Annotated in this window: 24 protein-coding genes, 1 tRNA gene and 1 riboswitch; of the genes, 15 read left to right on the top strand and 10 right to left on the bottom strand. The window is 71.4% G+C overall.

Features of this window, described 5'->3' with window-relative positions; translation table 11 throughout:
• Nucleotide 1: 1 nt before the first annotated feature.
• Genes ACN265_RS30815 through ACN265_RS30800 form a run of 4 tightly spaced genes read right to left on the bottom strand, consistent with a single transcriptional unit; the run spans nucleotide 2 to nucleotide 2,934 of the window.
• Nucleotides 2–652 (bottom strand): aminodeoxychorismate/anthranilate synthase component II, encoded by a 651-nt coding sequence (locus ACN265_RS30815; RefSeq protein WP_421410878.1) that lies wholly within the window; start codon nucleotides 650–652, stop codon nucleotides 2–4.
• A 4-nt stretch (nucleotides 653–656) separates the two neighbouring features.
• On the bottom strand, nucleotides 657–935 hold the full coding sequence (locus tag ACN265_RS30810) for a hypothetical protein (protein WP_204925577.1): 279 nt from the start codon (nucleotides 933–935) through the stop codon (nucleotides 657–659).
• A 2-nt stretch (nucleotides 936–937) separates the two neighbouring features.
• Nucleotides 938–2,131: a class E sortase gene (locus ACN265_RS30805; RefSeq protein ID WP_421410876.1), complete on the bottom strand. Its 1,194-nt coding sequence runs from the start codon at nucleotides 2,129–2,131 to the stop codon at nucleotides 938–940.
• Nucleotides 2,128–2,934 carry a DUF881 domain-containing protein gene (locus ACN265_RS30800; protein WP_363649777.1) on the bottom strand — a complete coding sequence of 269 codons (807 nt, stop codon included), beginning with the start codon at nucleotides 2,932–2,934 and terminating at the stop codon, nucleotides 2,128–2,130. Before ACN265_RS30800 ends, ACN265_RS30805 begins: the two co-directional genes overlap by 4 nt.
• A gap of 229 nt (nucleotides 2,935–3,163) precedes the next feature.
• Here ACN265_RS30800 and ACN265_RS30795 point away from each other — a divergent pair, with 229 nt between their 5' ends.
• Together ACN265_RS30795 and ACN265_RS30790 are read left to right on the top strand one after the other, a co-directional pair.
• On the top strand, nucleotides 3,164–3,427 hold the full coding sequence (locus tag ACN265_RS30795) for a cell division protein CrgA (RefSeq protein WP_204925580.1): 264 nt from the start codon (nucleotides 3,164–3,166) through the stop codon (nucleotides 3,425–3,427).
• Between the two features lie 287 nt (nucleotides 3,428–3,714).
• Entirely contained in the window at nucleotides 3,715–5,931 is a 2,217-nt protein-coding gene (locus ACN265_RS30790) for a (Fe-S)-binding protein (protein ID WP_421410874.1), read from the top strand.
• Between the two features lie 95 nt (nucleotides 5,932–6,026).
• Here the strand turns inward: ACN265_RS30790 and ACN265_RS30785 are convergent, their stop codons facing one another.
• Nucleotides 6,027–6,704: a GOLPH3/VPS74 family protein gene (locus tag ACN265_RS30785; protein WP_421410873.1), complete on the bottom strand. Its 678-nt coding sequence runs from the start codon at nucleotides 6,702–6,704 to the stop codon at nucleotides 6,027–6,029.
• Between the two features lie 144 nt (nucleotides 6,705–6,848).
• Between ACN265_RS30785 and ACN265_RS30780 the strand changes: the two genes are divergently transcribed.
• The 4 genes from ACN265_RS30780 to ACN265_RS30765 all read left to right on the top strand — a co-directional run bounded on the left by ACN265_RS30780 (nucleotide 6,849) and on the right by ACN265_RS30765 (nucleotide 11,674).
• Complete coding sequence (locus ACN265_RS30780) at nucleotides 6,849–8,156, top strand: hemolysin family protein (RefSeq protein ID WP_357925765.1); 1,308 nt, start codon at nucleotides 6,849–6,851, stop codon at nucleotides 8,154–8,156.
• Nucleotides 8,149–9,153 carry a hemolysin family protein gene (locus ACN265_RS30775; RefSeq protein ID WP_204925583.1) on the top strand — a complete coding sequence of 335 codons (1,005 nt, stop codon included), beginning with the start codon at nucleotides 8,149–8,151 and terminating at the stop codon, nucleotides 9,151–9,153. Before ACN265_RS30780 ends, ACN265_RS30775 begins: the two co-directional genes overlap by 8 nt.
• A gap of 177 nt (nucleotides 9,154–9,330) precedes the next feature.
• Complete coding sequence (locus ACN265_RS30770) at nucleotides 9,331–10,329, top strand: C40 family peptidase (protein WP_204925584.1); 999 nt, start codon at nucleotides 9,331–9,333, stop codon at nucleotides 10,327–10,329.
• Nucleotides 10,330–10,484: 155 nt separating this feature from the next.
• A riboswitch (cyclic di-AMP (ydaO/yuaA leader) is annotated at nucleotides 10,485–10,621 on the top strand.
• Between the two features lie 12 nt (nucleotides 10,622–10,633).
• Complete coding sequence (locus ACN265_RS30765) at nucleotides 10,634–11,674, top strand: NlpC/P60 family protein (protein WP_204925585.1); 1,041 nt, start codon at nucleotides 10,634–10,636, stop codon at nucleotides 11,672–11,674.
• A gap of 49 nt (nucleotides 11,675–11,723) precedes the next feature.
• On the opposite strand, the gene dcd is transcribed toward ACN265_RS30765, so the two are convergent.
• The gene (gene dcd, locus ACN265_RS30760) at nucleotides 11,724–12,302 is read right to left on the bottom strand and encodes a dCTP deaminase (protein WP_204925586.1); all 579 of its coding nucleotides are present in this window, start codon (nucleotides 12,300–12,302) and stop codon (nucleotides 11,724–11,726) included.
• A gap of 146 nt (nucleotides 12,303–12,448) precedes the next feature.
• On the opposite strand from dcd, the gene ACN265_RS30755 reads away from it, so the two are divergent.
• Nucleotides 12,449–13,003 carry a pyridoxamine 5'-phosphate oxidase family protein gene (locus ACN265_RS30755; protein ID WP_357924931.1) on the top strand — a complete coding sequence of 185 codons (555 nt, stop codon included), beginning with the start codon at nucleotides 12,449–12,451 and terminating at the stop codon, nucleotides 13,001–13,003.
• A 74-nt stretch (nucleotides 13,004–13,077) separates the two neighbouring features.
• Here ACN265_RS30755 and ACN265_RS30750 read toward each other — a convergent pair whose 3' ends face one another.
• Nucleotides 13,078–14,112 carry a zinc metalloprotease gene (locus ACN265_RS30750; protein ID WP_420118255.1) on the bottom strand — a complete coding sequence of 345 codons (1,035 nt, stop codon included), beginning with the start codon at nucleotides 14,110–14,112 and terminating at the stop codon, nucleotides 13,078–13,080.
• A 233-nt stretch (nucleotides 14,113–14,345) separates the two neighbouring features.
• Between ACN265_RS30750 and ACN265_RS30745 the strand changes: the two genes are divergently transcribed.
• Nucleotides 14,346–14,419, top strand: a tRNA-Gly gene (locus ACN265_RS30745).
• Nucleotides 14,420–14,508: 89 nt separating this feature from the next.
• Here the strand turns inward: ACN265_RS30745 and ACN265_RS30740 are convergent.
• Nucleotides 14,509–14,856, bottom strand: a complete 348-nt coding sequence (locus tag ACN265_RS30740; RefSeq protein ID WP_421410870.1) for a hypothetical protein — start codon at nucleotides 14,854–14,856, stop codon at nucleotides 14,509–14,511.
• A 709-nt stretch (nucleotides 14,857–15,565) separates the two neighbouring features.
• On the opposite strand from ACN265_RS30740, the gene ACN265_RS30735 reads away from it, so the two are divergent.
• Together ACN265_RS30735 and ACN265_RS30730 are read left to right on the top strand one after the other, a co-directional pair.
• Nucleotides 15,566–15,829 carry an e9imm peptide gene (locus tag ACN265_RS30735; protein ID WP_420118273.1) on the top strand — a complete coding sequence of 88 codons (264 nt, stop codon included), beginning with the start codon at nucleotides 15,566–15,568 and terminating at the stop codon, nucleotides 15,827–15,829.
• A 66-nt stretch (nucleotides 15,830–15,895) separates the two neighbouring features.
• Nucleotides 15,896–16,777 carry an LLM class flavin-dependent oxidoreductase gene (locus tag ACN265_RS30730; protein WP_421410868.1) on the top strand — a complete coding sequence of 294 codons (882 nt, stop codon included), beginning with the start codon at nucleotides 15,896–15,898 and terminating at the stop codon, nucleotides 16,775–16,777.
• 25 nt (nucleotides 16,778–16,802) lie between these two features.
• Here the strand turns inward: ACN265_RS30730 and ACN265_RS30725 are convergent, their stop codons facing one another.
• Nucleotides 16,803–17,234: an ASCH domain-containing protein gene (locus ACN265_RS30725; RefSeq protein ID WP_204925592.1), complete on the bottom strand. Its 432-nt coding sequence runs from the start codon at nucleotides 17,232–17,234 to the stop codon at nucleotides 16,803–16,805.
• Between the two features lie 101 nt (nucleotides 17,235–17,335).
• Between ACN265_RS30725 and ACN265_RS30720 the strand changes: the two genes are divergently transcribed.
• On the top strand, nucleotides 17,336–17,878 hold the full coding sequence (locus ACN265_RS30720; protein ID WP_421410867.1) for an alpha/beta hydrolase: 543 nt from the start codon (nucleotides 17,336–17,338) through the stop codon (nucleotides 17,876–17,878).
• Nucleotides 17,879–17,891: 13 nt separating this feature from the next.
• Here ACN265_RS30720 and ACN265_RS30715 read toward each other — a convergent pair whose 3' ends face one another.
• Nucleotides 17,892–18,440 (bottom strand): phosphoribosyltransferase, encoded by a 549-nt coding sequence (locus ACN265_RS30715; RefSeq protein ID WP_421410865.1) that lies wholly within the window; start codon nucleotides 18,438–18,440, stop codon nucleotides 17,892–17,894.
• A 184-nt stretch (nucleotides 18,441–18,624) separates the two neighbouring features.
• Between ACN265_RS30715 and ACN265_RS30710 the strand changes: the two genes are divergently transcribed.
• The 4 genes from ACN265_RS30710 to ACN265_RS30695 all read left to right on the top strand — a co-directional run bounded on the left by ACN265_RS30710 (nucleotide 18,625) and on the right by ACN265_RS30695 (nucleotide 22,917).
• The gene (locus ACN265_RS30710) at nucleotides 18,625–19,269 is read left to right on the top strand and encodes a septal ring lytic transglycosylase RlpA family protein (protein WP_421410864.1); all 645 of its coding nucleotides are present in this window, start codon (nucleotides 18,625–18,627) and stop codon (nucleotides 19,267–19,269) included.
• Nucleotides 19,270–19,356: 87 nt separating this feature from the next.
• Nucleotides 19,357–20,484: a PP2C family protein-serine/threonine phosphatase gene (locus ACN265_RS30705; RefSeq protein ID WP_357924961.1), complete on the top strand. Its 1,128-nt coding sequence runs from the start codon at nucleotides 19,357–19,359 to the stop codon at nucleotides 20,482–20,484.
• A 116-nt stretch (nucleotides 20,485–20,600) separates the two neighbouring features.
• On the top strand, nucleotides 20,601–22,457 hold the full coding sequence (locus ACN265_RS30700) for an acyl-CoA dehydrogenase (RefSeq protein WP_421410862.1): 1,857 nt from the start codon (nucleotides 20,601–20,603) through the stop codon (nucleotides 22,455–22,457).
• A 190-nt stretch (nucleotides 22,458–22,647) separates the two neighbouring features.
• Nucleotides 22,648–22,917 (top strand): DUF6458 family protein, encoded by a 270-nt coding sequence (locus ACN265_RS30695; RefSeq protein WP_067300694.1) that lies wholly within the window; start codon nucleotides 22,648–22,650, stop codon nucleotides 22,915–22,917.
• Nucleotides 22,918–22,946 lie beyond the last annotated feature (29 nt).

Here is a 22,946-nt window from a genome sequence, read left to right as displayed (position 1 = left end):
GTCAGAGGGTGGCGAAGGCCGCCCGGCGGCGGGCGTCGACCTCGGCGGCCAGCTTCGGCGCGCGCTCCAGGGCCTCCGGGTGGCCGCAGGTGGCGACCCAGTTGGCCAGCATCAGGTGGCCGCCCTCGGTGAGCACCGACTCCGGGTGGAACTGCACCCCCTCGATCGGCAGCGTCCGGTGCCGCATCGCCATCACCACGCCGGAGGCCGTCCAGCCGGTGACCTCCAGCTCGTCGGGCAGCGTCTCGGGCAGCACCGCCAGCGAGTGGTAACGGGTGGCGGTGAACGGGTCGGGCAGGCCGGTCAGCACCCCGACCGAGTGGTGCCGCACCTCGGAGGTCTTGCCGTGCAGCAGCTCCGGGGCCCGGGTGACGGTGCCGCCGAACGCCTCCCCGATCGCCTGGTGACCCAGGCAGACGCCGAAGATCGGCAGCTCGCCGGCGTACCGGTGGATGACGTCGAGGCAGATGCCGGCGCGGTCCGGGCTGCCCGGCCCCGGCGAGAGCAGGATGCCCGCCGCGCCGACCTGGCCGACCTCGGCGATGTCGATCTCGTCGTTGCGCCGGACCTCGCACTCCACTCCGAGCTGGCCGAGGTACTGCACGAGGTTGAAGACGAAGGAGTCGTAGTTGTCGATCACGAGGATGCGCATGGGCTCACCGGCTCGGGGAGGGGGCGGGCGGGGTGTTGTTCCGGTCGGTGTCGTACGGCAGGTCGTGCCCGTCACCGGCCGGTGCGTCCGGGTCGACCGCGGAGTCACCACCCGGGTTGCCGGAGTCCTGGGTGACCTGCACGTCGTCGAAGGGCAGCAGCGGCTCGGCCCAGGGGAACACCACGAACCAGAGCAGCGCCACCGTCGCGGTGGCGAGCAGCACCGAGCCGGCCAGCTTGCCGGGCAACCCGAAGGGCAGCTTGCGCCAGATCCAGGAGTACATCGTCAGCCCTCCAGCTCCGGCGGCGGGCCCTGCGACTTGGGCTGCGTTCGGTCGAGTTCGGCGTGGACGATCAGCCGCTGGTAGTTGTCGAACTTCGGGTTGCAGGTGGTGAGGGTGAGCAGCTTGCGGGTGGCTTTCGCGTTCGGCTCGCCGGGCACCGGAGCCACCACCTCGACCTGGTCGGGGCGGACGATCCGGGACTGGTACACCTTGTAGACGTACCAGTCCTGCTTGCCCTCCAGGAGGATCGCGTCGCCGGACTTCAGCTCGTCCAGCCGCCAGAAGGTGGCCCGGTTGCGGTGTCCGGCGACGGAGAAGTTGCCCACCTCGCCGGGGAGCGCGCTCTTCGGGTAGTGGCCCGGGGCGTACCGGATGTCCTCCTGGGTGACGCCCTCGACGACGACCCAGTTCTTGTCGAGGCTGGGGATGTAGAGCCCGGCGATCGGCTTGCCCTCGGCCGGGGCGACCGCCTTGGCCGGGCCGGTCGGGCTGACCGTCGGATCGCCGGTCGGCCCCCACGCCTGGGCGAGTTGCTGGTTGAGCTTGCTCTGGTGGGCGTCGACCAGGACGGACTTGCCCCAGATCTCGTACCCGGCGAAGAGGAGCACCACCAGGCCGAAGGTGATCAGCACCTCGCCGCTGACCCGGACGCCGGTGCGCAGCCGGGAGGCGAAGGTGGGCCGGGTCAGCTCCGAGTAGACGCTCTTGTAGCCCTTCCCGGTCTGCTCCGGGCGTAGCTGCACCACCCGTTCACCCCGGCGGGGCGGGGGTGGGGGCGGGACGGGGTCGTCGGACCCGCTCGGCTCGGGGGCGGGTGGCACCGCACCCATCAGGGCGGTGGAGTCCATCGCCGGAGCGGTCGGCCGGGCCGGCAGCACCGGGAGCAGCGCCGTCGCCGCCGGGTCGACCGTACGGCCCGGCTGCTGACCGGGGGGCGCGGGCGGGGCGGGGCGACCTGGCCCGCCCGGCGGCTGCTGCCGGTCGTCGGGCGTGGGCCGGGCGGGGCGGCCCGGCCAGGCGGGCGGCGGCTGTCGGGTGGGCAGCACCGGTGCCGGCCAGGGGCCGGCGGGCTGCGGGTGGGCGGGTGCCGGGCGGGCGGTGGCGGGCGGCGTGGACCGGTCGACCGGGGGGAGGAAGGCGGTCGGCCCGTCGTGCTGGTCGCCGCGGCGCTGGTCCCCGCCGCCCTGCCGGGTCATCGCGGCACCGTCGCCGATCGCAGCGCCGTCGAGTCCTCGAACGCGGGCACGGTGACGGAGCCGACGTTCTCGGAGTAACCGAGCTGGTAGTGGTCGACCGCCTGCTTGAACAACCCGACTCCCTGAGAGCCGGCGAGGGCCTGCTGGAGGGCAGCGGGATCGCCGATTGCTACGATCTTGAATGGTGGCGAGTACACCCGGCCGTGCAGCAGCAGGGTGTTACCGACGCAGCGTACCGCGCTGGTGGAGAGCACGCGGACGTTCATGATGGACATGGCCTCCGCGCCTCCGGCCCACAGCGCGTTGACCACCGCCTGCACGTCGCCCTGGTGGACGACCAGGTCGTCGTTGGTGGCGCCCTTGGGCAGGGTGCCGTCGCTGCGGCGGGGGGCGTCGTTCAGTTCGACGGTCACCCCGGGCCCGGCGAGCGCGGTGAATCCGGCCGCCTGCTGGAGCGCCCGGGCTCGGTCGCGCTGTTCCTTGATCGGTGCGTCGGTGTCGGCCAGGGTCGCGGTCTCGCTCTCCACGTCGGCGCGCAGCCGGGCGGCCCGCAGCTCGCTTTCGGCCACCTGTTCGCGGCGGTCCTCGATGAGCTGGGTGAGCTGGGGTCGGCGGTCCTCGCGCAGGGCGGTGCCGCCGGCGGTGGTCGCCGTGGTGGTGAAGAGCAACCCGGCCGCGGCGGCGATCAGCGGTACGCCGATCGACCAACCCGGCCGGCGCTGCCGGGGGCGGCGTGGCAGGAAGGCGGCGACCGCCCGGCGCATGGCCTTCTGCCAGGACGCCGCACCGGATGTGTACTCCACCGAGCGTTCCTCTCCCGTCGTGTGGTGACGCCCGTCACGACGCTGGGCGGTCACCGGCGCGTCGCGTCGACCCGCCCGATCCGGTCACCGCGTGCACCGGATCGACCCCATTCATGGCCTGGAGCGGCCTTCCGGACTACGCTAGCTGTCGAACATTATTGGCCATGGACCGTCGCCCCCGCGCCCGGTTGTCAGGCCGGACGAGGTCGTCACCCCTCTGGAGAGCGTCGTGCCCAAGTCTCAGGTCCGTAAGAAGAAGGTGTACACCCCGCCGACGGACGTTCGTCCGACGACGGCGGCGGCGACGCGCAAGCCTAGCCCGGTGTGGCTGCCGGCGATCGCTGTCGCGCTGATCGTCGGCGGCATCGGCTGGCTGGTGGTCTACTACCTCTCCGAGCAGGAGTACCCGGTCGCCTCGTGGGGCTACTGGAACCTCGCGGTCGGCTTCGGCGCGATGGTGGGTTCGCTGGTCCTGCTCTCCCGCTGGCGTTGAGCGCGGCGCTCCGGCGCTTCCGCGACACGTCCCAGGTCACCCCGGACGGCCCCGACCCGGCGCTTCGGCGTCGGGAGCCCTATGGTGTCCGCAGGGCGGCGTGGCCTGGTGCGAGAAGACTCACGTTACCGTTGGGTAACTTTCGCGTAGGCTGCACTGCATGACCGAGCGGAGCGAGGTCATCGACCGGTCCGGTCGGGGGTGCGGCGGCGGCACGCCGGCCACCCCCTGAGCCGGCCCCCGGTCGCCGAGCCGCTCGACAGGCAGCAGACCGGGAGGCCAACTCGATGGGCAGCGTCCAGATCGTCACCACGGTCCTCGCCGCCGCCATCACCGCAGTGGCGGTGTGGCTCGCGGTACGCGCGGTGCTGAAGATGGTGGCCGTCATCCGGCTGGGGCAACCCGCGCCGGAGCGGTTCGCCGACAAGGGCACCCGGGCGAAGACGATGCTGGTCGAGACGGCCGGCCACACCCGGATGCTCCGGTGGGGCGTGGTGGGGGCCGCGCACTGGTTCGTGATGGTCGGCTTCATCGTGCTGTCGCTGCTGGTGCTGGAGGCGTACTTCGAGGTCGTCTCGCCGACCGGTGGCCTGCCGCTGATCGGCGGCCTCGCCGTCTACGGCCTGGTCACCGAGGTGATCGCGGTGCTCGGCACGGTCGGCATCCTGGTACTGATCGCGATCCGGGTCCGCAACCGGCCGACCCGGCCGGGCGGGCGCTCCCGGTTCACCGGCTCCACCATGTGGCAGGGCTACTTCGTCGAGGCGGTCGTCCTCGCCGTGCTGGTCATGGGGTTCGTGATCCGTGGCTTCAAGGTCGCCACCGACCACTTCGAGTACCCGCTCTGGGCCACCCCGGTCAGCCACGCCCTCGGCGCGCTGCTGCCCGCCTGGTCGGCCGGCGTGAGCGTCGCCGCCCTCATCAAGATCGTCATCTCGATGACCTGGCTGATCGTCATCGCGTTGAACGTGACGATGGGCGTCGCCTGGCACCGCTTCCTGGCGTTCTTCAACATCTTCTTCAAGCGGGAACCGGCCCGGCCCGCCGGCTCCGGGCTCGGCCCGCTGCGCCCGATGACGAGCAACGGCAAGCCGCTCGACTTCGAGGAGGCCGACCCCGAGAAGGACCAGTTCGGCGTCGCCCAGGTCGAGCAGTTCACCTGGAAGGGCCTGCTCGACTTCAGCACCTGCACCGAGTGCGGGCGCTGCCAGTCGCAGTGCCCGGCCTGGAACACCGGCAAGCCGCTGTCGCCCAAGCTGCTCGTGCTCAGCCTCCGCGACCACGCGTACGCCAAGGCGCCCTACCTGCTGGCCGGCGGCGGCAAGGATCTCACCGGCGAGGAGAAGGCCACCGCGGCGCAGCTCGCCCACCTCGACGTGCTGACCCTCGCCGAGGCCGACAAGCCGCTGATCGGCGACGCCGAGGCCGGCGGCGTCATCGACCCGGACGTGCTGTGGTCCTGCACCACCTGCGGGGCCTGCGTCGAGCAGTGCCCGGTCGACATCGAGCACGTCGACCACATCGTCGACATGCGGCGCTACCAGGTGCTGATCGAGTCGAGCTTCCCGTCCGAGGCCGGCGTCATGCTGCGCAACCTGGAGAACAAGGGCAACCCGTGGGGCGCCCCGCAGAACACCCGCGAGGACTGGACCAAGGGGCTGGGCTTCGAGGTGCCCCGGGTCGGCGAGGTCGACGACTTCGAGTACCTCTTCTGGGTGGGCTGTGCCGGCGCGTTCGAGGACCGGGCCAAGAAGACCACCCGCGCGGTGGCCACCCTGCTCAACGAGGCGGGGGTCTCCTTCGCCATCCTGGGCGAGGGCGAGACCTGCTCCGGCGACCCGGCCCGCCGGATCGGCAACGAGTTCGTCTTCCAGATGCTCGCCCAGCAGAACGTCGAGACCCTCAACGAGGCGTTCGAGGGCCGGGAACCGGCCAAGCGCAAGATCGTCGCGACCTGCCCGCACTGCTTCAACACCCTCGGCAACGAGTACGGCCAGCTCGGCGGTGAGTTCGAGGTGGTACACCACACCCAACTCCTGGCCCACCTGGTCAGCACCGGCCGGCTCACCCCGGTGCAGCCGGTCGACGGCGGTGTCACCTACCACGACCCCTGCTACCTGGGCCGGCACAACCGGGTCTTCGCCGCCCCCCGGGAGGTGCTCGGCAGCGCCATCAACGGCGGCGGCAGGGCCGACACCGACCTGATCGAGATGCCGCGCAACAGCGAGCGCTCCTTCTGCTGCGGTGCCGGCGGCGCCCGGATGTGGATGGAGGAGAAGATCGGCAAGCGGATCAACGTGGACCGGGTCGAGGAGGCCATGTCCACCGGGGCGCGGACGGTCGCCGTCGGCTGCCCGTTCTGCTCGACGATGCTCAACGACGGCGTCAACGGCAAGGGGGCGGGCGAGCAGGTCGAGGTGGTCGACGTGGCCAGCGTGCTGCTGCGCTCGGTCAGGTCGGACACCGCGCCCGGCCAGCAGGAGACCGCGCCGACCGCCGGCTGAGGCCGTACCGTCGCCCTCGGGGCGGACGCACGACGGCGGCGGCACCCACCGGTGCCGCCGCCGTGGCGGTGCTCAGGGCGTCGTGACGGTCACGGTCAGGACGTCGTGGTGATGATGGCGGCCGTGGTGGTGACCGTGGTCGCCATCATGATCGCGGCCTGGGTCTCCTCGATCGCCTTCTTCGTCGCCGCGGACGCCCAGTCCCCGTCGGCGATCTCCGTGGTGCGCGCCTTGAGCCGCTCCTTCGGCAACTCCCGGAAGATCTTGCGGTCCAGCCCCACCGCGCGGGTCAGGCCGAGCAGCGCGGCCGTCCGGGCCTCCACCGGGCCGTCGGCGAGCAGCGCGTCGACCATCCGCTGCCGGGCCGCCGTCTCCGCCGCCGGCTCCGCGCCGGTCGGCGACGGATAGCGGGTACGCGGGAAGACCAGCAGCACCCGGTCGGAATCCCGGCGCAGCACCCCCGCGTCGACCAGTCCCGACAGCACCTGGTCGGGCAGCCCCTTGGCCAGCCGGCTGATCCAGTCCTTGGGCCGGCGGCGCTTGCCGTCGGCGGCGACCCGGGCGAGGGCGTCGTCGAGCAGCGGGTGGCCGACCGGCGTCGGATCCTTCACCACCAGCCGGTCGTCGGTCACCTCGACCCGACCGGCGAGCGCCAGTTCGAGCAGCACCGCGCCGGACAGTCCGTAGTCGAGGTGCGGCCGGCCCAGCCGGTTCACGCCGGTGTCGTCGTAGGCGAGCAGGACCAGTTCGTCAGCGAGGGTGAGCGGTGCCATGCCGTTCACGCTAACCCCGGAACGCGAACCCCGCCCGTGGGCGGCCCGGCGGCGACACCGGTGACCGTGTGCCACGCCCCGGTGACCGCCGGGGGCGGATCTGAAACAATCACACCCATCGACTCACTGCTGCTCGGCACGCTGCTGCCCCTGGCCGGCTTCGTGCTGCTGACCGCCGGCAACGCGTTCTTCGTCGCGGCCGAGTTCGCCCTGGTCACCGTCGACCGGGCGGAGATCGACAGGCGGGCCGAGGCCGGCGACGCCACCGCCGCCACGGTACGCCGGGCGCTGCGCGAGTTGTCCTTCCAGCTCTCCGGGGCGCAGCTCGGCATCACCCTCACCGCGCTGCTCACCGGCTACCTGGCCGAGCCCGCTCTGTCCCGGCTGTTCGCCCCGCTGCTGGCCCCGCTGGGCGGTGCCGACCGGTTCGGTCCGCTGCTTGCGCTGGCGCTGGCCACCCTGCTGTCGATGCTCTTCGGTGAGCTGGTGCCGAAGAACCTGGCGCTGGCCCGGCCGATGCCGGCGGCGCTGGTCACCGCCGGGCCGATGCGGGCCTTCTCCCGGGCCTTCGGCTGGCTGATCAGAGGGCTGAACAACTCGGCGAACCGGCTGGTCCGCCAGCTCGGGGTGGAGCCGCAGGAGGAACTGGCCAGCGCCCGCTCCCCGGAGGAACTAGGGCTGCTCGCGGCCATCTCGGCCCGGGCGGGCGCGCTGCCGCCGGACACCGCGATGCTGCTGCGCCGGACCATCCGCTTCGGCGACAAGCGGGCCGCCGAGGCGATGACCCCCCGGGTGGACGTGATCGCGTTGCGGGCCACCGCCACCGTCGCCGAGCTGCTGGACCTGTCCCGGCGGACCGGCCGCACCCGGTTCCCCGTCTTCGAGGAGACCCTCGACCTGGTCACCGGGGTCGCGGCCGTGCCGGACGCGCTCGGTGTGCCGCTGGCCGCGCGGGCCCGCACCACCGTCGCCTCGGTCGCCCGCGAGCCGGTGTACGTCCCGGAGAGCCTGGACCTCGACGGCGTGCTGGCGGCGCTGAAGGCCGCCGGGTCCGACCTGGCCATCGTCGTCGACGAGTACGGCGGCACCGACGGGGTGGTGACCGTCGAGGACCTGGTCGAGGAGCTGGTCGGGGAGATCGCCGACGAGTTCGACCCGGCCACCGTGGACGACGCCCACGCCACCGGGCTGACCGTGCCGGGCGGGGAACGGACCGTCCTGGTCGACGGGGTGCTGCGCGGGGACGAGTTGTTCGAGCAGACCGGCTTCCGGCTCCCCGAGGGCCCGTACGAGACGTTGGCGGGCTTCCTGATGGCCCGGTTGGGGCACATCCCGTTGCCGGGCGAGACGACCTGTGCGGACGGCTACGCGTTCACCGTCGTGGAGGTGGAGCGGCACCGGATCGAACAGGTGCGGGTGGTCCGTCCCGAGGAGCCGCACGCCGATGACTGAGCTGCTGGTCGCGGTGGTGCTGCTGCTCGGCAACGCGTTCTTCGTGGGCAGCGAGTTCGCGCTGATCGCGTCGCGTCGTACGGTGGTGGAGCCGTTGGCCGCCACCTCCCAGCGGGCCCGGTGGGCGTTGTCGGCGATGAACCAGATCCCGCTGATGATCGCCGGTGCGCAGCTCGGCATCACCGTCTGTTCGCTCGGGTTGGGTGCGATCGCCGAGCCGGCCCTGGCCCACCTGCTGGAGCCGGTGTTCCACGCGGTGCCGCTGCCGGCGGGCGCGGTGCACCCGGTCTCCTTCCTGATCGCCCTGGCCGTGGTGGTGTTCCTGCACACCGTGGTGGGCGAGATGGTGCCCAAGAACATCACCCTGGCCGGGCCGGAGCCGTCGGCGCTCTGGCTGGGGCCGGCGATGTTGGCGTTCTGCCTGGCCACCAAGCCGTTGCTACTGGCGATGAAGTGGGCGGCGCGGCAGGTGCTGCGGCTGTGGGCGGTGGAGGCGACCGACGCGGTCAAGACGGTCTTCACCGCCGAGGAGCTGTCCGGACTGGTCGCCCAGGCCCGCACCGAGGGGCTGCTCGACGCCGAGGAGCACGCCCGGATCACCGGGGCGCTGGCGTTGCACGACCGGACGGCGGCCGACGCGCTGCAACCGTGGTCCACGGTGACCACCGTGGCCGAGGACGTCTCACCGGCCTCGCTGGAGGTGCTGGCGACCAGTACGGGCCGGTCGCGGTTCCCGGTGGTGCAGCGTTCCACCCGCCGGGTGCTGGGGTTCGTGCACGTCAAGGACGTTCTCGGGTACGCCGGGGTGGCCCGTCGCGCGCCGGTGCCGGCCGAGGTCTACCGGCCGCTGGCGGTGGTTCCGCCGGACCGTACGTTGGCCGATCTGCTGCTGGCGATGCGGCGCGAGCGGCGGCACATGGTGCTCGTCAGCGACGGTCGCCGTCCGCTGGGCGTGGTCACGCTCGACGATGTATTGACTGCCATCGTTGGAAATTGAATGGACACCCTTTGTGTGCAAGCGATTGCACTGATGTGATGGAGTGCCCACCCGCCTTGATTCCCCACCGTGACTGCCCCTAATGTTGCACCGGCCGCTGTGGGACGTCTGCCTCCTTCTTCCCCTTAGCGAGGCGCCCGGCGGTCGGTTGCAAAGGAGTCGACGCCGGTGGCAACCATGCCCCCTCACCGTCACGCCCAGGGCCAGCCGCCCGCCCGGCCGGCAGCCCTCCGGCGGGTCGCCCGCCGCCTGCTCACCCTGGTCGCGGCGGTCGCCGTCGGTGCCGGGATGCTCGCCGTGCCGGCCCACGCCGCGCCGTCGCCCGAGGAGATCGAGGCGGCTCTCGACAAGCAGTGGGAGCAGCTCGAACCCACCATCGAGGACTACAACAAGGTCCGGGCCCAGCTCAAGGTCAACCGCAAGAAGTCGGCCGACCTCCAGAAGAAGATCGAGCCGCTGGCCCTGCAGAGCGAACTAGCCCTGGGCCGGGTCGGTGACCTCGCCTCCCGCTACTACAAGTCCGGCCCCTCGCAGGAGCTGAGCGCGCTGCTCACCACCACCAAGCCGGGCACCCTCGCCACGCAGCTGACCATCCTGGACCGGCTCGCCGCCGAGCAGCGCCGGGAGGTCGAGGCCGTGCTCGTGGTCCGCCGCAAGTACGACGCCGAGAAGCAGAAGCTCGACACCCTGATCGCCGCCGAGGTGAAGCAGGAGAAGGAGCTCGCGGCCAAGAAGACCCAGATCAACACCGAGATCAAGCGGTTGCAGGCGGCGATGCCGAAGACCACGGTGAAGGTGAACGGCTGCCCCACGATCAACGGCGTGGTCAGCTCCGCCGCCCGGACCGCGATCGCGACCGCCTGCGCGCAGGTCGGTGACCCGTACGTCTGGGGCGCCACCGGGCCGAACTCGTTCGACTGCTCCGGGCTCACCCAGTTCGCGTACAAGGCGGCAGGCATCTCGCTGACCCACTTCACCGGTGCGCAGTGGAACGAGGGCAAGGCCATCCCGCGCTCCGAGGCCCGCCCCGGAGACCTGGTGTTCTTCTTCAGCGACCTGCACCACGTCGGGCTCTACCTGGGCAACGACATGATGGTGCACGCGCCCCGGACCGGTAAGCCGGTCCAGGTGACCAGCATCAACTACATGCCGGTGGCCGGCTTCCGCCGCCCCTGACCAGCACATACGTCAACCCCCGGCCCGATGGGCCGGGGGTTGCGTGTTTTCCGGTCACGGAGTGTGCCGGCCCGGCGGGTTGCGGATCGATAACGAGCGTCTCTACTCTGGTCAATCGTCGGTCGGCACCAGGTCCGCCCCGCCCGGGGTGGCGTCGACCGGCACCGCCGAGTCGCCTCCGGGCGAGCCGGGGACCCAGGTACGCCGGGGTGAATCCGCGACCACCGCGGTAGGGCGCTCCCTTCCCGCCCGAACCCGTCAGCTAACCCGGTAGGCGGTCGAGGAAGAAGGAGCCCGGAGCCCGGTGGCACACCATGCCCCGCGGCCACCGTCGCACCGGACGACCCAGGTCGCCCGGAACACGACGGTGCCGCGCCCACGCTGGTCCCGCTTCACCACCACCCTCGCCACCCTGGCCGCCGCCGCGGTCGTTCTGACAGGTGGCCCCACGGCGGCGCACGCCGACCCCTCGGTCGCCGAGATCGAGCGACAGATCGACCAGGACTGGAACAAGCTCGAACCGCTCATCGAACAGCACAACGCCACCCGCATCGACCTCGCCGCCAAGCGCCGGCAGGCCGACGCGCTCGGCAAGCGGATCGCCCCCCTGCAACGCCGCGTCGACCAGGCGATGAACCAGGTCAGCGGCCTCGCCGTGCAGGCGTACAAGGGCGAGAACGTGTCCACCGTCAACGCCCTGCTGGGCAGCCGCAGCCCGAGCCAGGTGGTCGAACAGTTGGGGCTGCTGGACCGGTTCGCCAGCCGCCAGCAGCGCGAGGTGCGGGAGGTCGCCCAGCTCCGCGACGAACTCGCCGCGACCAAAGCGCCGTTGGACGAGATGGTCGCCCAGCTCACCCGTACCGAAGCACAGCTCGCGGCCCGCAAAAAGCAGATCAACACCGAGATCGACCGGTTGCAGAAGCTGCGGCTGACGGTCTACGGCAACGGCGGCGGTGGCAAGCTGCGCCCGGCCCCGTGCCCCGCCGGCTACCCCGGTGGCCCGGCCGGTACGGCGGTCAAGTTCGCCTGCGCCCAGATCGGCAAGCTGTACGTGTGGGGCGCGGCCGGCCCGAACAACTACGACTGTTCCGGGCTGACCATGGCCGCCTGGGCGAAGGCCGGGGTGTCGTTGCCGCACAACGCCCGGCAGCAGCGCCAGGTCACCGACCGGGTGAGCCGGGCCGACCTGCGCCCCGGCGACCTGGTCTTCTACTACTCCGACCTGCACCACGTCGGGATGTACGTCGGGGACGGCTGGGTCGTGCACGCCTCCCAGGCGGGCAAACCGATCACGATGAAGCGGGTCGACGACGGGCCGGTCAACAGCTACGGCCGACCCGGCTGAGCCACCGTGTCCGGGCCCCGGACCCGGGGCCCGGACACGGCACGCCGCGTCAGCCGATGGGCCAGGTGCGCCAGTTCTGCCAGGAGCGGCTGGGCGTCGGCCCACGCTGGCCCTGGTAGCGCGATCCGTACACCGCGGAGCCGTACGGGTGCTCGGCCGGCGAGGAGAGCCGGAAGATGCAGAGCTGCCCGATCTTCATGCCCGGCCAGAGGGTGATCGGCAGGTTGGCCACGTTCGACAGCTCCAGCGTGACGTGGCCGGAGAAACCCGGGTCGATGAAACCGGCGGTCGAGTGGGTGAGCAGCCCCAGCCGGCCGAGGCTCGACTTGCCCTCCAGCCGGCCGGCGAGCTGGTCGCCGAGCGAGATGACCTCGAGCGTGGAGGCGAGCACGAACTCGCCCGGGTGCAGCACGAACGGTTCGCCCGCCGGCACCTCCACCATCGACGTCAGGTCGTCCTGCTGCATCGCCGGGTCGATGTGGGTGTAGAGGTGGTTGTTGAACACCCGGAACAGCTTGTCGAGGCGCACGTCGATGCTGGAGGGCTGCACCAGACTCGGTTCGAACGGCTCCAGCGCCAGCGCGCCCGCCTTGATCTCGGAGACGAGGTCCCGGTCGGAGAGCAGCATCGGGACACCATATCCAGCGCCCCGGCCGGACCCGCCCACCGGGCCGCCCCACCGACCGGCGTCGTCGCTGGCGCCGAGGCGTACGTCGGGCCGTTCGACCTGCGTGTCGGACTGATTTTAGAACGCCTGTTCGATAGGATGACCGCATGGCATCCTGGTCCGCATTCGCCGCCGACGAGCCCCGCCTCGCCGACGGGATCCGCCTTCTCCTCCAGCAGTACGGGTCGGGTTTCGGCTACCTGGCCACCGTCCGCGCCGACGGCGGTCCCCGGGTGCACCCGGTCTGCCCGCTGGTCACCGACGGCGGGTTGTTCTGCTTCGTCGTCGACTCGCCCAAGCGGCGTGACCTCGAACGCGACGGCCGCTACGCGCTCCACTCGTTCCCGCCGGAGGAGAGCGACGACGAGGCGTACGTCGCCGGTCGCGCCGAGCCGGTGACCGATCCGGCCCGGGTGGCGCTGGTGGCCGAGATCGGTCGGGCCGCGCCCCAGGTCGACTGGCGGCTCTTCGAGTTCAGTGTCGACGTCGCCATGCTCACCCGGCGCGAGCACGGCGGCCCGTTCGGCGGCGACGCCGGGCGTCCCGCCGTGCAGGTCTGGCTCGACCCGGTTCCCGGTCGGCACGGTGTCGCCGGCCTGCCCGACCAGCGACCGTCCCGGCGCGGACGGCACGGGTTCGACACCCGCCGCACCGCCGCCTGACCCCGGAAACGACGGTGCCGGCCCCGTCCCCAAGGGACGGAGCCGGCACCTGACGCTGTGCCGTGCCAGCCGGGTCAGGCCGACGCGCGGTACGCGCTCCAGGCGTTCACCATGCGGCTCGCCTGCCCAGCGGTGAACTGGTACATGCACGAGTCGTAGGTGTAGTCCATGAAGTTGGTGATCGGGTCCTTGCCGGTCGCGGTGCAGGTGTCCCGACCGGTCGGGCACTGGTAGGCCGGCTCACGCTCGGCCGGGGTGTCCGAGACGCCGTCGCCCGAGCCCGAGCAGCCACCCTGGAAGGTGTGGTAGAGGTTCAGCCAGTGACCGACCTCGTGGGTGCCGGTGTCGCCCAGGTTGTAGTTGGTGGCGGTGCCGTTCGGCAGCGACTCGCCGAGCACCACGACGCCGTCCATCACGTCCAGGGTGCGCTTGGGGAACGTCGCCCAGCCGAGCAGGTCGTCGCTCAGCTCACCCAGGTACATGTTGAGGGTGTTCTTGCCGCCGGTGCGCAGCTGGGTCTTCATCGCCCGCTCGGCGGAGGAACCCTGCACGATCGGGTACCACGACGCGTTGGTGACCCGGTTGATCTTCTGGAGCTGGAAGGTGAAACCCGTGGCGGCCCCACCGGTCGCACCGCTGTACGCCTGGTTGAGCACGCTGATCTGCGAGTTGATCATCGAGTCGGGGATGTTGCCCCCGGCCCGGGTGCTGTCCCGCTGGATGACGTGCACGACGACCGGGACGCTGATCGGGGCCAGTGCCACCGTCGTGCCCTCGGTCGAGCCGCTGCGGTGGCTGGACTTCGACCGCAGGGCGCTGTTGCGCAGGGCGAGGGCGAAGTCCGCCTCCCGCTCCTGGACCTGCTGGGCGGTCAGCGCGTTCGGATCGTGCCGCTTGTGGGCGGCCTTGCTGCCGCCACGGACACGGGCGTCGGAGTGGACGTCCGCGTGGGCGTCGGCCGGCTCCGCGCAGGACGTGTTGTCGGGGGCTGCGGAGTACGCGGAAGCCGCAGGTACGACGCCCACCGCAGCGGTGCTCAGCAGCAGCGCGAAGGTCGTCGACGCGACACCGGCGGCACGCCGGGTCAGCAGGTTGGGACGCAGTCCCATGGGCCCACCTCTTTCTGGCGGCGCGACAGGGGGTATGTCGCACCGAGGTCGTGAACGTGGGGGTGACGTTACAACTGATCGACACGTTTGAGAACGTCCCCAAGCTGCTTGTGTGAAACATCTGACCGTTTCTTTTGCACCCTTCGTGTTCCGGTGGTCACGACCGGTGTCGACGACGCGCGGGGGTGCCCGGGTGCGCGGGTGTGGTCACCTCAGGTACAGTGGTGCCGCTTGCGGGTGTAGTTCAATGGCAGAACATCAGCTTCCCAAGCTGACAGTGCGGGTTCGATTCCCGTCACCCGCTCCACCACGAAGGCCCTGACCAGGATGCAAATCCGAGTCAGGGCCTTCGATGTTCAGTGGCCAACCAGGGCGCACCGTGCCGATGGCAGGCGCTTACGGGCTGGTCAGCGGTGGTGGCGACGGCCCTTGGTCGGTGGGGCCGGTAGCCACTTTCGCCTGTTGGCTTTGCGGTTCGCCGCTCACACCACCGGGGTCTCTGGCTGCCAACACGGCGATCCCGTGAAGGCCGCGCGTGATGATCCGCCAGGGCAGCAGCACATCTCCCCAGCTCCTGATGTCGAATGCCTCGATGACCTTCGGGGCTTGCCGAACGAGCACCTCTCCGTTGGGCAGGCGGGCGATCGCGTAGCAGAAGGTGAGCCAGGCGACAAACGACAGGAAGATGATCCCGGCGAGTAGGAGTAAAAGCACGCCAAAGGCGTGGATCGTCTCCGAGTTCAAGGCGCTGATCCTTTACGTAGCTGTACTGACGAGCGGGCATGCGGGACGCAGGGGCAGGTGCCCGGCGTGCCGCGTGCGACCCTGAGGTCGCGGCTACGTCTCCCTTCGCTCCTCTGGCCCTTTTTTCGTCAGCGCTACGTGGCGCCGATATCGAGCGCCCTCGCTTCAGGCCCGGTGGTCGGGCACTGACGAGGGAACCCCATATCGAGTCACGTTTCGCTCACTGAATGATGACATGCCCGACCGACCTTCACCAGGGCTCGTGATCCGGCGGAGCGGTATCGCACCCCCACACCGCACCGGAACTGAACACCTGCGTGAAGTGGCTCCTGCTGGCGAGTTGTCAGGGCTGACGCTACCCAGGCGGTGACCCCGGCGGCCTGAAGCCGTCGGGGCCAGCATTGCGGCGGAGCGGACACACACGTGCGTGTCCTTCAGACCTGATGACGTGAACGATTCGCACTGGTGGCCGCAGCGGTGTCGACGTCAGCACAGCACGCCGTTCGTCGCCTGCCATCCGCCGGGCCACCTGTCACGCCCCACTCACCGCGCCTGATTCGTTGACGACATCAGCTCGAAAGGACGCGCCAGGACCACCCGACCCGCGCGCTCCCGGGCCGACCTGGATGACGGCCACGGCGGGAAACCTCGACACTTCCCCGTCGAGGATCATGTGGGGTGCCATCGACCCTGCTCCGAGGAGGTCGCCGTGCAGGCGAAGCTGACCCGGGACGAGGCCGTCGCCCTCGTCGAGCGGATCATGCGGCTCGACTATGCCGACGACGGCGAGCTGAACGACTGGCTGGACAGACTCGAACTCGACCTCGTCTGTCCGGACGTCTCCGATCTGATCTTCACGACCACCCCGGAGTTGACGGCCACCGAGGTCGTCGACCGCGCGCTGGCCTACCGGCCGATCGCGATGCAGGCGGTCCCGTGGTCGGAGACCGAGGAGCAGACCCGACCTGACTGACCCACGTGGGCGCGGGCACCCGGCGCGGGAAGGGCAGGGCCGGCGGCGGGACGTACGCTGGCGATCATGCGGATTGGCATCGTGATCCTTCCCGACCAGCGCTGGCCGGAGGCGCGTCGGCGTTGGCAGCAGGTGGACGAGTGGGGCTTCGACCACGCCTGGACGTACGACCACCTGGGCTGGCGGGACCTGGTAGACGGTCCCTGGTTCGACTCGATGTCGACGCTCACCGCCGCCGCCATGGTCACCGAACGGGTCCAGCTGGGCACCCTGGTCGCCTCGCCCAACTTCCGGCATCCGGCGGCGTTCGCCCGGCAGGTCACCACCCTCGACGACATCTCCGGTGGGCGGCTGCTGCTGGGCCTCGGCGCGGGTGGCATCGGCTTCGACTCGGCGGTGCTGGGCGGGGAGACGCTGCCGCCCCGGCCGAGGGTGGACCGGTTCGGCGAGTTCACCGAACTGCTGGACCTGATCCTGCGGGAGGACGGCACCACCTGGCGGGGGGACTGGTTCAGCGCGGTGGACGCCCGCAACAACCCGGGCTGCGTGCAACAGCCCCGGGTGCCGTTCGTGATGGCCGCCAACGGGCCCCGGTCGATGCGGTTGGCCGTCCGGTTCGGTCAGGGCTGGGTCACCACCGGAACCGGTGAGGAGGAGCTGACGGCCTGGTGGGACGGGGTGGCGACGCTCTGCGCCCGGATGGACCGTACCCTCGGCGAGGTCGGCCGCGACCCGGCGAGCCTGCCCCGCTACCTCTCCCTGGACTCGGCACCTGTCTTCTCACTGCGCAGCGCCGACTTCTTCGCCGAGCAGGTGGCGCGGGCGGCGGCGCTCGGCTTCACCGACGTGATCACCCACTGGCCCCGGGCCAGCAGTTGGTACGCGGGCGACGAGGCGGTCCTGGCCGACGTCGCCACCCGGCTGCTGCCGGAGCTGCGGACGGCCTGACCGGGGTGCCGTCCCCGGGGGCTGTTCAGGTGCCGAGGTCGCCGGTGGGCGTCCCGCCGTCGCCGGCCGAGACCAGCCGGAACCGGATACAGACGATCTCGGTGTCGTCGGTGACCGGGGTGCCGACCCGCGCCCAGTAGCCGGCGTGCCCCGCCCGCCAGTCCTCGATGGACCGGTCCCCCTCCCCCTCGGAGCGGGCGAAGTCCCAGGAGACGCCCGCGAAGGGGACGACCTCGATCCCGGTCACCTCGACCACCCCGACGAGGGCGTCCCGGTCGTCGACCAGGACCAGCCGTTCGCCGACGTGCTCCAACTCCTCGGTCTCGTCGGCGTACTCGGTGAGCAGGCCGGCGGTGGCCGTCTTCACCCCGGCCAGCACCAGCGTGTTGAGCGTGGTGCGCAGCTCGCCGGGGGTGCCGAGGGCGAGCGTGCGGAGTCCGCCGATCCGTGGCCACATGCGGCCGAGGCTACCGCCGTGCCGTTCGCCCGTCGCCCGGTTTCGACGCCCCCACGGTCGGCTCCGCCGTCGCTACGGTGGGTCCGACGACGGGAGGAACCATGGACCGACGCGCGGTACTCGTCCCCGGACGGGGCTACGACACCCACTACCCGCTGTTCGCCTACCCGGGTGAGGGCCTGCGCCGGGCGGGCTTCGAGGTCCACGAGATCGGCTGGCAGCCGCCGGAGGGGATCGGGATGGACGGCGCGCCCCCGTCGGTGGCGATGGACTGGGTCGCCGGGCAGGTCGCCCCGACGCTGGGGACACCGACTGATCTGCTGGTCGCCAAGTCGCTCGGCACCCTGGCCGCCCCACTCGCCGCCGACCGGGGGCTGGCCGCGATCTGGTTGACGCCGCTGCTGCACCGGCCCGAGGTGGTGGCGGCGCTGGACCGGGCGTCCGCGCCGTTCCTGCTGGTCGGCGGTACGGCCGACGGGGCGTGGGACGGCGCGGTGGCGCGGCGGCTCACCCCGCACGTGCTGGAGGTGCCGGACGCCGACCACGGTCTGCTGGTGCCCGGCCCGCTGGCCCGCTCGGCCGAGGTGCTCGGGCAGGTCTGCACGGCGGTCGAGGAGTTCGTGCGGCTCACCTGGCCGGGCTGACACCGGAGCGTGGTCAGGGCAGGTCGGCGGGGGTGAGCAGCCCGTGTGCGCCCAGTTCGGCGGCGACCGGGTCGGGCAGGTCGACGACCACGGCGGCGACGCCCACCCAGTGCGCGCCCCGGGCGGCGCACAGGTCCCGTACGGCCCGCACCTGGGCGCCGGTGGCGACCCAGTCGTCGACCATGAGCACCCGGTCGTCCGCGCCGAGCCGGTCGTCGCGTACCGCGAGGTCGACCTGCCGGCCCCGGAAGTCGGGTGGACTCTGGGCCCAGGTCAGCGGGCCGGCGGGGAGGCGTCCGTCGCCGGGCTTGTGGGCCGGGACGAAGCCGACGCCCAGCGCGGTCGCGGCGAGCGGCCCGAGCATCAGCCCGGTCACCGCGGGGGCGACGACGACGGTGGGCCGGTCGGTGCGGAACGGCGCGACCAGGGCCGGACCGAGCCCGGCCAGCACCTGCGGGTCCCGCCACCAGCGGGAGACGTCGCTGACCAGGTGGCTGCTGCCGGGTCCCGGATCGACCCAGGTGAACAGCTCGGCCAGGCGGTCACGCAGTGCGACGGTCATGCCCACATCCTCGGTGCCGAATGCCAACGGTGGCATTCTGGCCCGTGCGGCCCAGCGGTCCTCGACTGATCGGTCACACGTATCACTGTAATTCCGGGCATACCACCATGATCACGTTGACTTCGGAAGTGCTTCTGTCGTTACGGTCCGAGCCGTCATGCAGGCATACGAAAGGACCGAGCCGGTGGTCGGCAGGCATACCCGTACCCGGATCTTCTCCTCGCCCGCCGGCATCGCCGCGACCGCCGCGATCGGTGTCGCGCTCGCCGTCGGCGGCACCGTCGGCGCGGTGCAGTTGACCGCCGACGACGCGCCGGCCCCCGTGGTGGTGGACACGTTCGCCCCCGGCACGGCCGCCACCACCGACGCGCCTACCCCGAGCCCGTCGGTGAGCGCCACCGCCTCCCCGAGCGCCAGCCCGTCGCCCACGGTCACCGCCAGCCCGAAGGCCACCCGCACCCAGGCCGCCTCCCGGAGCAGGCCGCGCACCCCCGCGCCCAAGCCGTCCGCCACCACCAAGAAGGCGGCCCCGAAGAGCACCGTCGTTGACAGCGGCTCCTGCGGCGCGTCCTTCTACGACGAGGGTCAGTTGACCGCCAACGGGGAGAACTTCGACCCGAGCGCGTTGACCGCCGCCCACAAGACCCTGCCGTTCAACACCAAGGTCCGGGTGACCAACCCGGCCAACGGCAAGTCCGTCACCGTACGGATCAACGACCGTGGCCCGTTCATCGACGGGCGTTGCATCGACCTGTCCCGGGCCGCCTTCGCCACGATCGCCTCGGTCGACGTGGGTGCGCTGACCGTCAGGTACGAGGTGCTGGGCTGACGGCGAACGGTGGCAGCAGCGGGACGGGTGGGTAGAACACCCTCAATCGTGGGGCTAGGTTCATTCTCCCGTCCGGTTCCATCAGGCATGCTGTCCCACGTACGTAAACATGCCTTCCAGTTGGGCCGAGGCCCACTGAGTCCCGGGTCCCGCGCCGGCGTCGGCGCGGCCGTCGGGCTGCTCGCGCTCGTCTCGGCGATCGAGTCGGCCGACGGCCGTGCGGTGCACTACGTCGCGCTGATGACGGTGGCGCCGATCCTGGCCGCCGGCTTCGCCTCGTGGCGTGCGGTGGCCGGGGTGGGTTTCCTCGCGCTGCTGGTCGGGGCCGGTTTCGCGGTGGCCGATCCGGCGATGGAGCTACCCACGGCGGTGTCCCTGGTCGGGATCGCCGTCGCCACGGTGGTGGCGGCGAGCGTGGCGGCGGTCCGGCAGGGGCAGGTGGAGCGGATCGGCGAGTTGTCCAGGTTGGCCTCGGTGGCCCAGCAGGCCGTGCTGCGTCCGCTCGGCCCGCAGGTGGGCACCCTGGCGGTGGCGGCCCGGTACATCTCCCCCACGGCCACCGCCGAGATCGGCGGCGACCTGTACGAGGCGATCGACACCCCGTACGGCGTTCGCATGATCATCGGAGACGTGCGGGGCAAGGGGCTGGACGCGGTCCGGCTCGCCAGCATCGTGCTCGGCTCCTACCGGCACGTCGCGTACGAGCGGCCCGACCTGCGGGCGGTGGTGGCCGACCTGGACCGGGCGGTGGCCCGCAACGTGGGGGACGAGGACTTCGTCACCGCGGCCGTGGTCGAGGAGCGCGGCGGGACGCTCACCATCGTCAACTGCGGCCACCCGGCGCCGTTGCTGCTGCGCCGGGGTGCGGTGATCCCGCTGGAGCCGCCCGCCCCCGCCCCGCCACTGGGGTTCATGCCGGTGGTCCGGCCCCGGGTCGAGCGGCTGGAGCCGGGGGACCGGCTGTTGCTGTTCACCGACGGCCTCGGCGAGGCGCGCCGCGACGGCGAGTTCTTCCCGACCGCCGACCGGGCCTGGCGGCTGCTCGGCCATGGCACGGTCGGCGACGGCCTGGCCTCCCTGGAGACCGCGCTGGTCGAGTGGGTGCACGGCCGGCTCGACGACGACATCGCCCTGGTCCTGATGGAGTACACCGGCCCGCGCAGCGGGGTGACGGTGGCGGTGCCCTCGTGGGAGGTCGGCGCGGCCGAGAGCTGAACCGCCGGGTATGTAATCGCCGTCACTTCCGTGACCGGGTTGTCGCTGCCTACCCGTGAGTAATACAGTGGGGGTTACTGATCGGTAACACCTGTCCGGAAGCGGGGCCAGCGAACATGACCCACTACAAGAGCAACCTTCGGGACCTTGAGTTCAACCTGTTCGAGGTCTTCGGGGCGGACCAGACGTTCGGCCAGGCGCCGTACACGGACCTGGACGTCGACACCGCCCGCAGCTTCCTCTCGGAGGTCGACCGCCTGGCCCGCGAGGACCTTGCGGCCAGCTACACCGACAGCGACCGCAACCCGCCGGTCTTCGACCCCGCCACGCACACCGCGCCGCTGCCGGAGTCGTTCAAGAAGTCGTACCAGGCGTTCATGGACTCCGAGTTCTGGCGGCTGGACCTCCCCGAGTCCCTGGGCGGCAGCAGCGCCCCGCGCGCCCTCTGGTGGTCGCTCGCCGAACTCGTGCTCGGCGCCAACGCCCCGGTCTGGATGTACGCCTCCGGCCCGTCCTTCGCGCACGTGCTGCACGTCGAGGGCACCGAGGAGCAGCAGAAGTGGGCCAAGCTCTTCATCGACAAGCAGTGGGGCTCCACGATGGTGCTGACCGAGCCGGACGCCGGCTCGGACGTCGGCGCCGGGCGCACCCGCGCCGTCCAGCAGCCGGACGGCTCCTGGCACATCGAGGGCGTGAAGCGGTTCATCACCTCCGGTGAGCACGACCTGAGCGACAACATCGTGCACTACGTGCTGGCCCGTCCGGTCGGTGTGGAGGGCGTCGGCGGGCCGGGCACCAAGGGGCTGTCGCTGTTCGTCGTCCCGAAGTTCCACTTCGACGCCGAGACCGGTGAGCTGGGCGAGCGCAACGGCGTCTTCGCCACCAACGTCGAGCACAAGATGGGCATCAAGGTCTCCAACACCTGCGAGGTGACCTTCGGCGAGCACGGCGTGCCGGCCAAGGGCTGGCTGCTGGGCGACAAGCACGACGGCATCCGGCAGATGTTCATGATCATCGAGTACGCCCGGATGATGGTCGGCACCAAGGCGATCGCCACCCTGTCCACCGGCTACCTCAACGCCCTGGAGTACGCGAAGAACCGGGTGCAGGGCGCCGACCTGATCCAGCAGGCCGACAAGGCCGCCCCCCGGGTCACCATCACCCACCACCCGGACGTGCGCCGCTCGCTGCTGATGCAGAAGTCGTACGCCGAGGGCCTGCGCGCGCTGGTCTGCTACACCGCCACCTGGCAGGACAAGGTCGCGGTCGCCGAGGCGGCCGGTGACGAGGCGGCCACCAAGCTGGCCAAGCGGGTCAACGACCTGCTCCTGCCGCTGGTCAAGGGCGTCGGCTCGGAGCGGGCGTACGAGCTGCTCGGCCACGAGGCGCTGCAGACCTACGGCGGCTCGGGCTTCCTCCAGGACTACCCCCTGGAGCAGTACGTCCGGGACGCCAAGATCGACACCCTCTACGAGGGCACCACCGCGATCCAGAGCCTCGATCTGATCTTCCGGAAGATCGTCCGGGACAACGGCAGGGCGCTCACCGCCGTCGCCGGAGAGATCCAGGAGTTCATCGCCACCGAGGCTGGAAACGGGCAGCTCAAGGAGGAGCGGCTGGCGCTCGGCCGGGCGCTCGCCGAGATCCAGAACATCCTCGGCGTGCTGACCGGCTGGCTCGGCGAGGCCCAGGGCGGCGACGCCCGCAGCCTCTACAAGGTCGGTCTGAGCAGCCGCCGCTTCCTGCTCGCCCTCGGCGACCTGGTGGTCGGCTGGCTGCTCCAGAAGCAGGCCGACGTGGCGCTCAAGGCGCTGGCCGGCGAGGTCTCCGCCACCGACCGGGCGTTCTACACCGGCAAGGTGGCCGCCGCCCGGTTCTTCGCCCGCGAGGTGCTCCCCCGCATCGGCGCGGACCGCCGGATCATCGAGGGTGCCGACCTGGACATCATGGACCTCCCGGAGGAGGCGTTCTGATCCCCGCCGGTCGATAGTTCGCAACGGGGCCGATGTTGCGGTATCCGAACGCCTGGATACCGCAACATCGGCCCCGTCCCCCCAGATTGCCCGCCCCAACCCCGATAGCCGGGAGGCTGGGCGGGTAAGCCGCGCGGACCACGTCGTCAGGGCACGCCCAACGGCCACCGCACGGGGGAGTGCAGCGCACATGGGTATTGGTAGCGGCATCTTTCTCATCGCGCTCGGCGCGATCATGACGTTCGCCATCCGGGCCAACGTCTGGTGGATCGACCTGCGCGCGGTCGGCTGGGTGTTCATCCTGGCCGGGCTGGCCGTACTGCTCACCACGCTGTGGTTCTGGCAGGACCGGCGCAAGCGCGCCCGCACGCTCATCGTCGAGGAGAACCGGCTCTCCCACCCGACCGCGATGATGCCGCCGCCGCCCGACCCGCCGCCGCCCACCGCGCCCCCGTCCTGACCGCGCGGCTGGTCCGCTGCCGCCCGTGG

The organism is Micromonospora sp. WMMD730 (assembly GCF_049178955.1).
In the GTDB taxonomy this organism is placed as follows: Bacteria; Actinomycetota; Actinomycetes; order Mycobacteriales; family Micromonosporaceae; genus Micromonospora; species Micromonospora wenchangensis.
This window is presented reverse-complemented; position numbering and strand designations above follow the sequence as displayed.